General features: G+C 72.4%; 8 protein-coding genes. 1 reads left to right on the top strand and 7 read right to left on the bottom strand.

The genetic code is table 11. From position 1 onward, the window contains the following. A partial coding sequence (locus tag ACIQVL_RS31680) for a maltotransferase domain-containing protein (RefSeq protein ID WP_403477063.1) occupies window positions 1-965 on the bottom strand: 965 nt, incomplete at its 3' end. A 254-nt stretch (window positions 966-1,219) separates the two neighbouring features. Next, a complete protein-coding gene (locus tag ACIQVL_RS31685; protein ID WP_403477064.1) occupies window positions 1,220-2,434 on the bottom strand; it encodes a S8 family peptidase in 1,215 nt (404 codons plus the stop codon). Window positions 2,435-2,739: 305 nt separating this feature from the next. Between ACIQVL_RS31685 and ACIQVL_RS31690 the strand changes: the two genes are divergently transcribed. Beyond that, window positions 2,740-5,364, top strand: a complete 2,625-nt coding sequence (locus tag ACIQVL_RS31690) for a glycosyltransferase family 1 protein (protein WP_403433389.1) — start codon at window positions 2,740-2,742, stop codon at window positions 5,362-5,364. A gap of 78 nt (window positions 5,365-5,442) precedes the next feature. Here ACIQVL_RS31690 and ACIQVL_RS31695 read toward each other — a convergent pair whose 3' ends face one another. The 5 genes from ACIQVL_RS31695 to ACIQVL_RS31715 all read right to left on the bottom strand — a co-directional run bounded on the left by ACIQVL_RS31695 (window position 5,443) and on the right by ACIQVL_RS31715 (window position 13,842). After that, a complete protein-coding gene (locus ACIQVL_RS31695) occupies window positions 5,443-5,958 on the bottom strand; it encodes a DUF1990 family protein (RefSeq protein WP_403432494.1) in 516 nt (171 codons plus the stop codon). A 71-nt stretch (window positions 5,959-6,029) separates the two neighbouring features. Beyond that, window positions 6,030-7,673 carry a M4 family metallopeptidase gene (locus tag ACIQVL_RS31700; protein ID WP_403432496.1) on the bottom strand — a complete coding sequence of 548 codons (1,644 nt, stop codon included), beginning with the start codon at window positions 7,671-7,673 and terminating at the stop codon, window positions 6,030-6,032. 251 nt (window positions 7,674-7,924) lie between these two features. Then, window positions 7,925-9,970 carry a M4 family metallopeptidase gene (locus ACIQVL_RS31705; RefSeq protein WP_403432497.1) on the bottom strand — a complete coding sequence of 682 codons (2,046 nt, stop codon included), beginning with the start codon at window positions 9,968-9,970 and terminating at the stop codon, window positions 7,925-7,927. A 303-nt stretch (window positions 9,971-10,273) separates the two neighbouring features. Continuing rightward, on the bottom strand, window positions 10,274-12,031 hold the full coding sequence (locus ACIQVL_RS31710) for an ABC transporter ATP-binding protein (RefSeq protein ID WP_403432500.1): 1,758 nt from the start codon (window positions 12,029-12,031) through the stop codon (window positions 10,274-10,276). After that, window positions 12,028-13,842, bottom strand: coding sequence for an ABC transporter transmembrane domain-containing protein (locus ACIQVL_RS31715; protein WP_403432503.1), 1,815 nt, complete (start codon window positions 13,840-13,842; stop codon window positions 12,028-12,030). The genes ACIQVL_RS31710 and ACIQVL_RS31715 overlap by 4 nt, the downstream gene beginning before the upstream one ends. Window positions 13,843-13,856: the final 14 nt, after the last annotated feature.

Consider the following 13,856-nt stretch of genomic DNA (forward strand, 5'->3'; position numbering starts at 1 on the left):
GCCTCCGCCACGAACCACCGGAAGTCCTCGATCGTGCCCAGGTCCGGGTGGACGGCGTCGTGACCGCCCTCCGGCGACCCGATCGCCCACGGCACCCCCACATCCTCCGGGGTCGGGGTGAGGGTGTTGTTGCGGCCCTTGCGGAAGGTCGTCCCGATGGGGTGGACCGGCGGCAGGTAGACGACGTCGAAGCCCATCTCCGCGATCTTCGGCAGCCGCCGCGCCGCCGTCCGGAACGTGCCGTGCGGCCGCTCCGCCGTCCCCTCCGAACGCGGGAAGAACTCGTACCAGGAGCCGTACAGCGCCCGTTCACGCTCCACCAGCAACGGCAGCGGCTCCGAGACGGTCACCAGCTCCCGCAACGGATACCGCGCCAGGACCTTCTCCACCTCGGGGGTGAGAGCGGCGGCCAGCCGCCAGGGGGCGGGCCGTTCCTCGTCGCGGAGGGCGGCGGCCGCGGCGAGCAGGATTTCCCGTTTTTTTGCCTTCGGGACCCCGGCGGCGGCCCGTTCGTGGAGCCGGGCGCCCTCCTCCAGGACCAGCTCGGTGTCGATGCCCGCGGGTATCTTGATCTTCGCGTGGTGGCGCCAGGTGGTGACCGGATCTCCCCATGCCTCGACCTGGTACGTCCAGCGGCCCGGTTTCCCGTCGACGGTGACGGTGGCGCCCCAGCGGTCGGTGCCGGGGGCCAGCTCCCGCATCGGGGTCCAGGGCCCCGGGCGGCCCTTCGGGTCCTTCAGTACGACGTTGGCGGCGACGGCGTCATGGCCCTCGCGGAAGACGGTGGCGGTGACCTCGAACGACTCCCCGGTGACCGCCTTGGCGGGCCGGCGCCCCTGCTGGATCAGCGGGCGGACGTCGAGGACGGGTATGCGGCCGACGGCGGTGGCCTCGTCCGCGGGGGGCGGCGCGCCGGGTGACGGGCGCCGGGTCGGAGGTGCTGACGGTTGGTGCGTGGCGGGCATGACCGCTCCTGTCCGCGGCAACGTGGGTGTGGGCGGATGGGTGGTGGGGAGGTGGGTCCTGCGGGGTGTACCTGGTGTTGTACCGCTGCCTGGTGTCAGTGCTGTGTCTGTGGGGTGTACCGGAGGAGCCTTCCCACCCTATTCGGGTAGGCAATCCGGCACTTTGTTAACTACTCAGCCGTACGTCTACGCACAAGACCGGCCCCGTTCACGGCGAACGGGGCCGGTGGCGTGATCGCATACCAGAAACCGCTTTACGGCTCCGGCACCCGCAGCAGCCTGTTGGGCGACCCGCGCCCCGCATCCGACACCTTCCCGCTCGCCGCCCCGGCAATCAGGGCGTCGGCGACCTGGGCCGGGGTCGCCCCGCGGTGCCCGGCGAGGTAGAGGGCGGCGGCGCCCGCGACGTGCGGTGCCGCCATCGACGTCCCCGAGTAGGTGGCCCTGGCCGTGTCGCTCGCGTTCGCGTCCGAGGTGATCGCCACGCCCGGGGCGAACAGGTCGACGGCGGAACCGTAGTCGGAGAAGCCCGCGCGGGCGTCGGTGCGGTCGGTGGCGCCGACGGTGAGGGCCTGCGGCACGCCGGCCGGCGAGTAACGGGCGGCCGGGACGCCGCCGTTGCCGGCGGCGACCGTGTAGGTCACGCCCGCCCTGATCGAGTTCCGTACGGCGGTGTCCAGTGGGGAGCTGTGGTAGCCGCCCAGGCTGAGGTTGGCGACCGCCGGTCTGCGGGCGTGCGCGGTGACCCAGTCGACACCGGCGATGACCTGGGCGGTGGTGCCCGCCCCGGTGTCGTCCAGGACCCGCACGGAGACCACCCGGGCCTTCTTGGCGACGCCGTACCTGGTACCGGCGATGATGCCGGCGACATGGGTGCCGTGCCCGTTGCCGTCACCGGCGGACCCGTCGTTCCCCACGAAGTCCCAGCCGTAGCTCGCGCGTCCGCCGAAGTCGGTGTTCGTGATGCGGACCCCGGTGTCGATCACGTACACGGTGACACCCGCACCCGCCGACCCCGGCGAGGTGTACGACCTGTTCAGCGGCAGCCCCGCCTGGTCGACGCGGTCCAGGCCCCAGGACGGCGGGTTCCTCTGGATGTTCTCCCGGGTGCGCGCCGGCTGGACCCGGCTGTCCTGGACGACGGAGGCGACCCGCGAGTCCGCGGCGAGCCGCCTGGCCTGTGCAGCGCTTGCTTCGACGGCGTAGCCGTTCAGCACGGTGCCGTAAGTATGGCTTGTTTTCGCCCCATACCGGGCGGCGACGGCCCTCCCGGCCGCCGACGCCCCCTTGATCCCCTCCTTGAGCGTCACCAGATAACTCCCGCCGACCGAACCGGCCCGGCCGGCGCCGACGACGGTTCCCTCCGGTACGGCGTGCGCGGGCAGGGTGGCCGTCGACAGCACCGCGGCCGTCACGGCCGCGGTCAAGCCCCCCACCAGACGCAGCCGTCGGCTGTACGTCCGTGCCATGGCTGTGAGTCCCCCTCCTCGGCTCAGGGAGGCAGCGTCTCGTACGGGGCGAAAGCCGACAAGAAGGCACCCGGGGCCGGAGACCGTCCGGCGCCTGGCGCCTGGCGCCTGGCGCCTGGCGCCTGGCGACGCAGACCGGTCCGCACCGCCTCCGGCCCGTCCGGCGTCCGAGGACGAGGCCGTTCGGGCCGAAGCGGAGGTCTGGGGGCGGCAGCCCCCAGCGGTACCCCGACACCGGTACTGTCTGACAGACGCCGAGCCGCACACCGCCGTACGGCTCCCACCGCGAACGCGTGGAGTGGAATGTGAAGGCGATCCGCCGGTTCACCGTCCGTCCCGTTCTCCCCGAGCCCCTCCGCCCCCTCAGCGACCTGGCCCGTAACCTGCGCTGGTCCTGGCACGCCGAGACCCGTGACCTCTTCCAGGCCGTCGACCCCGAGCGCTGGGCCGCCTCCGAGGGCGACCCGGTGCGGCTGCTCGGCAGTGTGCCGCCGGCGCGCCTCGCCGAGCTGGCCGGGGACCGCCGCTTCCTGCGCCGGCTGACCGCGGCCGCCGACGACCTGGGTGACTACGTGACCGGCGACCGCTGGTACCAGACCCGCCCGCAGACGGCCGAACTCCCGGCCGCCGTCGCCTACTTCTCACCCGAGTTCGGCATCACGGCCGCCCTGCCGCAGTACTCCGGCGGCCTCGGCATCCTGGCCGGCGACCACCTCAAGTCGGCCAGCGACCTCGGCGTGCCGCTGATCGGCGTCGGCCTGCTCTACCGGCACGGCTACTTCCGGCAGACCCTGTCCCGGGACGGCTGGCAGCAGGAGCACTATCCCGTCCTCGACCCCAACGAACTCCCCGTGGCCCTCCTCAAGGAGGCCGACGGCACCCCGGCGCACGTCTCCCTCGCGCTGCCCGGCGGCAGACTGCTGCGCGCCCGCATCTGGCTGGCCCAGGTCGGCAGGGTGCCGCTGCTCATGCTGGACTCGGACGTCGAGGAGAACGACACCGGCGAACGCGGGGTCACCGACCGGCTCTACGGCGGCGGCAGCGAGCACCGGCTGCTCCAGGAGATGCTCCTCGGGATAGGGGGTGTCCGGGCCGTACGGACGTACTGCCGGCTGACCGGCCACCCCGAGCCCGAGGTGTTCCACACCAACGAGGGGCACGCCGGGTTCCTCGGCCTGGAGCGGATCGCCGAACTGGTCGCCGCCGGGCTGGACTTCGACGCGGCGCTGGAAGCGGTCCGGGCCGGTACCGTCTTCACCACCCACACGCCCGTCCCGGCCGGCATCGACCGCTTCGACCGCGAGCTGGTCGCCCACCACTTCGGTGCCGACGCCGAACTCCCCGGGATCGGGGTCGAGCACATCCTGCGGCTCGGCATGGAGACCTACCCCGGCGGCGAGCCCAACCTGTTCAACATGGCCGTGATGGGGCTGCGGCTCGCCCAGCGCGCCAACGGGGTCTCGCTGCTGCACGGCAACGTCAGCCGGGAGATGTTCTCCGGGCTGTGGCCGGGCTTCGACCCCGACGAGGTGCCGATCACCTCGGTGACGAACGGGGTGCACGCCCCGACCTGGGTGGCGCCCGAGGTGGTCCGGCTGGGCGCCCGGCAGCTCGGTGACCGCCGTACCGAGGAGGCGCTGACGGTCGGCGGACCGGAACGCTGGGACGCCGTCGCCGAGATCGCCGACCAGGAGATCTGGGAGCTGCGCCGCAGCCTGCGCGAGCAGCTGGTGCTGGAGGTGCGGGAGCGGCTGCGGGCGTCCTGGCGGCAGCGCGGCGCCGGTACCGCCGAGCTGGGGTGGATCGACGGCGCCCTCGACCCGGACGTCCTGACCATCGGGTTCGCCCGGCGCGTCCCGTCGTACAAACGTCTCACGCTCATGCTGCGCGACCGCGACCGGCTGATGGACCTCCTGACCCACCCCGAGCGGCCGATCCAGATCGTGGTGGCGGGAAAGGCGCACCCGGCCGACGACGGCGGCAAGCGGCTGGTGCAGGAACTGGTCCGCTTCACCGACGACCCGCGCGTCCGCCACCGCGTCGTCTTCCTGCCCGACTACGGCATGGCGATGGCGCAGAAGCTCCTGCCCGGCTGTGACATCTGGCTGAACAACCCGCTGCGCCCCCTGGAGGCGTGCGGGACGAGCGGGATGAAGGCGGCGCTCAACGGCGGCCTCAACCTCTCGGTCCTGGACGGCTGGTGGGACGAGTGGTTCCAGCCGGACTTCGGCTGGGCGATCCCGACGGCGGACGGCGCCGGCACCGATCCCGACCGCCGGGACGACATCGAGGCCGCCGCGCTGTACGACCTGCTGGAGCAGCGGGTGACCCCGCGCTTCTACGAGCGCGGCCGCAGCGGTCTGCCGGACCGGTGGATCGAGATGGTCCGCCAGACCCTCACCCTCCTCGGTCCCAAGGTGCTGGCGGGCCGCATGGTCCGCGAGTACGTGGAGCGCCTCTACACCCCGGCGGCCCACGCCCACCGGTCCATGACCCCAGACGCGGCCCGTGAGCTCGCCGGCTGGAAGGGCAGGGTGCGGGCGGCCTGGCACGGCGTCTCGGTGGACCACGTCGAGACGGCCACCGCCACGGCCACCGCCGAACTCGGCACCACCCTCGCCGTCCGGGTCCGCGTCCGCCTCGGCGACCTCGCCCCCGACGACGTGGAGGTCCAGGCCGTCTCCGGCCGCGTCGACCCGGAGGACCGCATCACGGACGCGACCACGGTGCCCCTCAAGCCGGTCTCCGGCCCCGACCTGGAGGGCCACTGGACCTACGAGGGCCCGCTCTCCCTGGACCGCACGGGCCCCTACGGCTACACGGTCCGCATCCTCCCCACCCACCGCCTGCTGGCGTCCGGCGCGGAGCTGGGCCTGGTGGTGGCCCCCGCGGAGGGCGCGGTGACGGGGGCCGGGGTGCTGCTGCGCTGAGTCCTCAGGGGCCCGAGGGCGGGTGGTCTCCGCTCGCCCTCGGGCCCGTCCGGCAGCGGCCTGCCCGTCGGAGTTCCGTCAGAACTCCGGCTCCGCATCCGCGCACAGCCTCCGCAGTACGGCCCCGCATCTCCGTGCGTACGCCTGTTGCAAGCCCCGGGTCGCGGCGCCGCCTGCGCGGGTGTACCACTTGGCGGGTCTGCTGAAGGCGGCGACCGTGAGCCAGACCGTGCCGTCGCCGGTGCGGTCGACGACGAAGGCCTCCTCGCCGCTCTCGGGGTGGCCGGCGAGGGTGCCGTAGGCCCAGCCGGCGCGGCGGGACTCCTCGGCGGTCCAGACTATGCGGCAGGGAGCCTTGATGAGGCCGGCCAGGGTGACGGTGACGTCGACGCCGGGGGCCGCGCGGTCGGCGACGGTGTCGATGCCCACGCCGAGGGCGCGGTGGAGTTCCCAGGTGAGGACCGCCTCGGCGGCCCGGTGGAAGACTTCCCGGCCCTCCCCTATGCGCGTGCGCACGTGCAGGGGGTGGAAGCCCGGTGGGCAGGCGGCGAGGTTCTCGCGGGTGGCGCCGACCGCCTCGTACGTGAAGGACATGGGAGAGAGGGTAGGGCGGACCCCCGGGGCGCCTTCGTCCCGGGGGTCCGCCTGTACCGCTGGGGGTGGGGTCAGCTGACGTTGACCGCCGTCCAGGCCGACGCCACCGCGTTGTACTCGGTGGAGCCGGAGCCGTACAGCGCGGCCGCCGCGGACAGCGTGCCGGTGCGGGCCGACTTGTAGTTGGTGGTCGACGTGAAGTACGTCGTCAGCGCCTTGTACCAGATCTGGAGCGCCTTGGCCCGGCCGATGCCGGTGACCGTCGAGCCGTTGTAGGTGGGGGAGTTGTAGGAGACTCCGTTGATCGTCTTCGCGCCGCTGCCCTCGGACAGCAGGTAGAAGAAGTGGTTGGCGACGCCGGACGAGTAGTGCACGTCGAGGTTGCCGACCGAGGAGGACCAGTAGTTGGCGGAGCCGCCGTCCTTGCTGGGCTGGTCCATGTAGCGCAGCGGGGTGCCATCGCCGTTGATGTCGATCTTCTCGCCGATGAGGTAGTCGCCGACGTCGGAGGAGTTCGCCGCGTAGAACTCCACGCCGGTGCCCATGATGTCGGAGGTCGCCTCGTTGAGGCCGCCGGACTCGCCGCTGTAGTTGAGGCCGGCGGTGTTGGCGGTGACGCCGTGGCTCATCTCGTGGCCGGCCACGTCCAGCGAGGTCAGCGGGTGGGTGTTGCCGGAGCCGTCGCCGTAGGTCATGCAGAAGCAGCTGTCGTCCCAGAACGCGTTCACGTAGGAGCTGCCGTAGTGGACGCGGGAGTAGGCGCCGACGCCGTTGTTCTTGATGCCGCTGCGGCCGAACGTGTTCTTGTAGAAGTCCCAGGTCTCCTGGGCGCCGTAGGCGGCGTCCGCGGCGGCGGTCTGGTCGGTGGTGGAGCTGGAGGCCGCGCCGGTGCCCCAGACGTTGTCCGCGTCGGTGAACAGCGTGCCGGTGCCGGACGTGCCGTGCTTGAGGTTGTACGTCTTGTGGCTGCCGCGCGTGGCGTCGGTCAGGCTGTACGTCGAGCCCGACAGAGTGGTGTCGAGGCTGACGGTGCCCGAGTACAGGGTCTTGCCGGTGCCCGTGGCGTTCTCGATGCCCTGGTACTCGAAGAGCTTCTTGCCGGTGGCCGCGTCGGTGATGACGTGCAGCTGGTTGGGGGTGCCGTCGTCCTGGAAGCCGCCGACGATCGTCTCGTAGGCGAGGACGGGGGTGCCGGAGCCGGCCCAGATCACCTTGCGGGCGCCGTCGGCGGCCGACTTGGTGGAGCCGAGGGTCCTGGCGACGCTCAGCGCCGACTTCTCCGCCTTGGCGGTGCTGATCTGCGGCTTCAGGGAGGCCACCTTGATGGCGGTCTTCGTCGCCTTGGTGACGCCCTCGGTCTTGCCGGCCTTGGAGGTGTGCACGACGAGGTCGCCGCCGAGGACGGGCAGGCCCGCGTAGGTGCGCTCGTAGCGCGTGTGGACCGTGCCGTCGACGTCCTTCACGACGTCCTTGACGACCAGCTTCTCCTTGGCGCCGAGGCCTATCTGCCTGGCCGTCTCGGCGACGTTCGCGTCCGCCTTCTGGATCAGGGCGGTGCGGGCGGAGTTGGAGAGCAGGGTGGGGGCGGCGGCCAGCGGCTTCTTGTCGACGGCCGAGGCGTTCGCGGTCATACCTGTGGTGAGGAGGGCGCCGGCGGCGACAGCGGTGGCGATGGCGAGCGTGGTGCGCTTGTGACGCGCGTAGAGGGGGCTCACTCAAGCTCCTTCAGGATGTGGGGAGTCCGGGGCGGAGTGGGGTTACCGGCCCGGCTGTGGGGTTGTGAAGTTGCTGTGCTGTGCGACGGGTGATGGAAGAGTGACATCAAGGTCGCGTACATGTCAGTCCCCTGAAGTGATGTTGGCCGAAAGGCAGGTGTTCGGTGAACGTTGCGGGCATGTAAAACGGGCGCCGCCCGCGGGGAGGCTCCCCGTGGACGGCGCCCGGTGCGCGCGGCTGTTACCTGCGGTTAGGGGAAGGTCAGCTTCCACCCGTTGATCGTGCCGACGTCCTGTGCGGCCTGGTCCTGGACCTTGAGCTTCCAGGTGCCATTGGCCGATTCCGACGAGGCGTTGACCGTGTAGGTGTCCGTCACGTTGTCCGCCGAGTCGGAGGAGCTGAAGTTCTTCAGCCGGTACGACGTCCCGGACGGACCGACGAGGTCCACCACCAGGTCGCCGCGCCACGTGTGGCTGATATTCGGCGTTACCTGCAAGTTGCTCGGCGCGTTGCCGGTCCGGCCGGAGACCGTGATCGACGAGGTGACCGCCGGGCCGTTGTCCGGAATCGACACCGGTGTGGTGCTCTCGTACGACGTGCCCGTACCGCCGCCACCGCCGGACCGCGAGCCGACCGCGACGGCCGCCCAGGCGTCCTGCACCGCCTTGTACTCGGTGCTGGTGGTGCCGTACAGCTCACCCGCCGCCGCCAGGGTGCCGGTGCGGGCGGCCGCGTAGTTGGTGGTCGAGGTGAACTTGGTGGTGAGCGCCCGGTACCAGATCTGCAGCGCCTTGTCCCGGCCGATGCCGGTGACCGGGAGGCCGTCCTTCGTGGGCGAGTTGTAGCTGACGCCGTTGATGACCTTGGCGCCGCTGCCCTCGCTCAGCAGGTAGAAGAAGTGGTTGGCGACGCCGGACGAGTAGTGCACGTCGAGGCCGCCGACCGAGGAGGACCAGTAGTCGGCGCTGCCGCCGTCCTTGCTGGGCTTGTCCATGTAGCGCAGCGGGGTGCCGTCGCCGTTGATGTCGATCTTCTCGCCGATGAGGTAGTCGCCGACGTCGGAGGAGTTCGCCGCGTAGAACTCCACGCCGGTGCCCATGATGTCGGAGGTCGCCTCGTTCAGGCCGCCGGACTCACCGGTGTAGTTGAGGCCCGCCGTGTTCGACGTGACGCCGTGGCTCATCTCGTGGCCGGCCACGTCGAGGGCGGTCAGCGGGTCCGCGTTGCCGGAGCCGTCGCCGTAGGTCATGCAGAAGCAGCCGTCGTCCCAGAACGCGTTCACGTACGAGTTGCCGTAGTGGACGCGGGAGTAGGCGCCGACGCCGTTGTTCTTGATGCCGCTGCGGCCGAACGTGTTCTTGTAGAAGTCCCAGGTCTCGGCGGCCCCGTAGTGCGCGTCGGCGCCCGCGGTGGCGGCGTTCGACGTGGTGCCGTTGCCCCAGGTGTTGCTCGACTGCGAGAACAGCGTGCCGGTGCCCGAGGTGCCGTGGTTCAGGTTGTACGTCTTGTGGCCGCCGCGGTCGCCGTCGGTCAGGTTGTACGTCGAGCCCGACTGGGTCGTCGACAGCGACACCGTCCCGCTGTACTGGGTGTTGCCGGTGCCGGTGACGTTCTCGATGCCCTGGTACTCGAAGAGCTTCTTGCCGGTGGCCGCGTCGGTGATGACGTGCAGCTGGTTGGGGGTGCCGTCGTCCTGGAAGCCGCCGACGATGGTCTCGTAGGCGAGGACGGGGGTGCCGGAGCCGGCCCAGATCACCTTGCGGGCGCCGTCGGCGGCGGACCTGGTGGAGCCCAGCGTCTTCGCGGCGGCGAGGGCGGTCTTCTCGGCGCTCGCCGCGGTCTTGGCCGGGGTGAGGTCGGCGACCTTGAGGGTGGCGTTGTTCGCCTTGACGACGCGCTCGGTGGCGCCCGACTTCGCGGTGTCGACGATCAGGTCGCCGCCGAGCACCGGCAGGCCCGCGTAGGTGCGCTCGTAGCGGGTGTGCAGGGTGCCGTCGGCGTCCTTGACGACGTCCTTGACGACCAGCTTCTCCTGGGTGCCGAGGCCTATCGCCTTGGCGGTGGCGGCCCGTTCGCCGCTCGCGTCGCGGAGCAGTTCGGCGCGCTGCGAGGGGGAGAGCTTGACGGCCGCGTGGGCCGGGTTGGCGCGGCCGAGCTGCGGGGCGGCCGGCGCGGCGCTGGCGGCGCCGGACTGGACGGCGGCGGCGATCAGGGCGCCGACCCCGGCGAGGGCGACGGCCGCGGTGCGGCGGTACGTGCTGTGGGGGGTGCGTCTGCGAGAGGAACTGCTGCTCAACACTGACTCCTTCTGCGTGGCCGCGGGTCGCACGGCCAGGGGAGATCCGGGCGGCGGGTGGGCCGGCCGGGCAGAACTGGGCGGAACGCGGAACCATGTTGCGTGTGCAGTGCCGGACCGACAGCGACGGTGGGGTGAAGCTGTGGGGTTGCTGTGAGTCGGCCGTGGGAAGAGTGGCAGCAGAAAACGCCACCTGTCAGGACCGCGTCAGAAACTTGGCCGGAAATCGTCCGTTGTCCGGATGTTCATGTTCGGTATGCGGAATATTGAGAGGGTGGCAAGGGTGACGGTGGCCGCGGCGGCTCAGGGTGCCTTGTCGCCGTGCCAGGTCGCCCACAGCGCCGCGTACGCCCCGCCCGCCGCCACCAGCTCCTCGTGCGTGCCGAGTTCGGTGAGGAGGCCGTCCTCCATCACGGCCACCCGGTCGGCGTCGTGGGCGGTGTGCAGCCGGTGGGCGATGGCGATGACCGTACGCCCTTCGAGTACGGCCGCCAGCGCGCGCTCGGTGTGCCGGGCGGTCGCCGGGTCCAGCAGCGCGGTCGCCTCGTCCAGGATCAGCGTGTGCGGGTCGGCCAGCACCACCCGGGCCAGCGCGAGTTGCTGGGCCCGGGAGCCGTCGGTGGCCGTACCGCCCGCACCGCCCGCGCCGAGCGGGGTGTCGAGACCGTCGGGCAGGCCGCGCACCCAGTCGTCGGCGCCGACGGCGGCGAGCGCCGCCCACAGGTCCGCGTCGGCCGCGGCCGGTTCGGCGATCAGCAGGTTGTCCCGGACCGTGCCGAGGAAGACGTGGTGCTCCTGGGTGACCAGGACGACCTGGCGCCGCAGCCGCTCCGGTTCCAGCCCCGCGACCGGCACCCCGCCCACGGTCACCGTGCCCGACCCGGGCGCGTCGACGCCCGCCAGCAGCCGGCTCAGCGTCGTCTTCCCGGCACCGGAAGGACCCACCACCGCGAGCCGCTCCCCGGGCCGCACCGTGAGGTCCACCCCGCGCAGCACCTCGCCGCCGCGCTCGTAGGCGTACCGCACCCCGCGCACGTCGATCCGGTCGTCCGCCGGCGCCGGCGCCGGGACGGCGCCGTCCGCCGCCGCCCGCGGGGCCTGCGCCAGCCCCTCCACCCGGGCGAACGAGGCACTGCTGGACTGGAGTTGCTCCACCCGGATCAGGATCTGGTCCAGCGGCTCGGTGAACTGCCGCAGATACAGCGCCGCCGACACCACCACCCCGACGCCCGTGTGCAGCAGCCCGCCCACCAGCAGCACTCCGGCCACCGGCACCGAGTACGACACCTCGACGGCCGGGAAGAACACGGTCCGCAGCCGCAGGGTGTAGAACCGGGCCTTCCGGTTGGTCTCCAGCGCGTCCCGGCTCGCCGTGATCCGCTGCTCCCGGAGCCGGAACGCCTCCACCGTGCGGGCGCCCGCCACCGTCGCCGTGACGATCTCCGCGACCCCGGAGGTGGCCGCGCCCTCGGCGAGATAGCCGTCCCGGGCCCGGCGCAGGTACCAGCGCAGCGCGAACCAGATGGGGGTCAGCCCGAGCACCCCGAACGCGGCGAGCAGCGGGTCGAGGACGAACACCGCGCCCATCACGAACAGTGCCTGCACCGTGCAGACCAGCAGTTCGGGACCGGCGTCCCGCAGCGTGGTGCCGACGGTGCTCACGTCGCCCGTGCCGCGCGCGGTCAGGTCGCCGGTGCCGGCCCGCTCCACCACCGACGCGGGCAGCGCCAGTGCCCGGTCCACGAACTCCTCGCGGACCCGGGCCAGCGTGCGCTCGCCGAAGCGGTGGCCGAGGTAGCGGGCGGAGCGGGCGAACAGCAGCTGGGCGAGGGAGCAGAGCAGGATCCACCGGGCGAGGTGGTCCACGGCGCCGACCCCGCGGCCGGCCCGCACCTCGTCCACGATCCGGCCCACCAGCCAGGGCCCCACGAGCCCGGTGCCGGCCGCCGCCGCGTTCAGCAGCAGCGCGGCGGCGAACGGTCCGCGGTCCGCCCGCACCAGGCGGAGGGTGGCCCGGCGCACGTCCGCGCTGCCGGCGACCGGAAGTTGACTCGTCGTCACCTTGCGAACTCCTCGTCCTCCGTGTCCCGGGCCACCAGGGCCCGGTAGCCGGGTGCGTAGTCCAGGAGGCCCTCGTGCGTGCCGGTCGCGACGACCTTGCCGTCGACCAGGAAGACCACCTCGTCGGCGTGGGCCAGCAGCAGCGGGGAGGTGGTGGTGAGGAGGGTGGTGCGGCCGGTGCGGGCGGCGCGGAGGCGCTCCGCCACCAGGGCCTCGGTGTGGGCGTCAAGGGCGGAGGTGGGCTCCACGGCGAGGAGGACCTCGGGGTCGGTGAGCAACGCCCTTGCCAGGCGGATGCGTTGGCGTTGGCCGCCGGAGAGATTGCGGGCCTGGGCGGTGAGTTCGGAGTCGAGGCCGGCGGGGAGGCCTTGGACGATGTCGTTCGCCGCGGCGGCGTGGAGGGCGTGGGTGATGTGCGCGTCAGGGGGTGCGGCTTGAGGTGCGTCGGCGGGTGCGGCGCCGTTGTGGCTGGTCGCGCAGTTCCCCGCGCCCCTTTGGGGCGCGTTGTGGCAACCGCACATTGGACACGGCCCCACGCCCCTTTGGGGCGCGATGACACCGATCAGGGGGCCCGCGAACACGTCGGCATCGTTGTCGGCGACCAGGATGCGGGACCGGACCTCGGTCAGAGGTACGGCGTCGAGACGTACGCCTCCCCAGGTCACGTTCGAGGGGGTGTAGCGGCCCAGGCGGTCGATCACCGCGGTTGATTCCGTCGCGCTCACCAGGGCCGTCAGGCGGCCGGGGCGGACCCGTACGCCCGACTCCGGGTCGTGCAGGACGGCGGGGTCGGCCGGGGGCCGCCGGGTGCCCTCGTCCGGCTGCGGCTCGTGGCGCAGGAGGCGTACGACCCGGCGGGCGGCCACCACGCCCCGGCTCAGCTGGTAGCCCATGTCGAGGAAGAACGCGACCGGGCCCACCAGGACCGCGACATAGCCGTACACCGACACCAGCTGGCCCACCGTGATGTCACCGCGGGCGGCCATCCGGGCGGCGATCCAGGTCACCACCGCCAGGAACACCGTCGGCAGGCCCATGCCCAGCGCCTGGACCCAGCTGGCGACCGCGCCCACCCGGTAGCCCTGGGCGCGCAGGTGCTGGGAGTCGCGGCGGAAGGCGTCCGCGAACAGGCCCTTGCCGCCGAGGCCGTTGAGGACGCGCAGGCCGCCCGCCAGGTCGCCGATGCGGGCCGTCAGGATGCTCTGGCGTTCCCGGTACTCGGTCTCCCTGCCCTGCAGCCGCCGGGCCAGCGGGCCCGCGACGAGCGCCACCACCGGCACCCCGAGCAGCACCACGCCGGCCAGCAGGGGCGAGATCGCCAGCAGCAGACCGGCCACCACCGCGTACACGACGACCGCGCCCACCCCGGGGCCGACGACGGTCAGCGCCTGGGCGATGGTGTGCACGTCGCCGACGCCGATCGTCACGACCTCCCCGGCGTCGGACCGGCGCGACAGCTCGGCGCCGAGCCGTACCGTCTGTCCGACCAGCACCTTGACCGTGCGGAAGTAGGCGTCCATCCGCACCCGGGTCATCGTGCGGTGGCGCATGATGCTGATCCAGGCGTTGACCGCCCCGAGCACGAAGATCGCCGCCGTCCACCCGGCCAGCACCCCCATGCGGCCCGGCACCAGGCCGTCGTCCACGGCGCGGGCCATCAGGTACGGCGTCCCCGCCATCAGCGTCAGCCAGGCACTGCCCAGCAGCGCCCCGGCGAGCGAGCGGCCCGGCTGGCAGGCCACCAGCCACCACAGGTAGGACCACCCGCCGCGCGTGTCGGGTGTGCCCGGATCCTCGTACGCGTCGATCACTCTGCGCTCCCCCG

Origin of the sequence: Streptomyces sp. NPDC090499 (assembly GCF_044769305.1) — a bacterium.
Classification (GTDB): domain Bacteria; phylum Actinomycetota; class Actinomycetes; order Streptomycetales; family Streptomycetaceae; genus Streptomyces.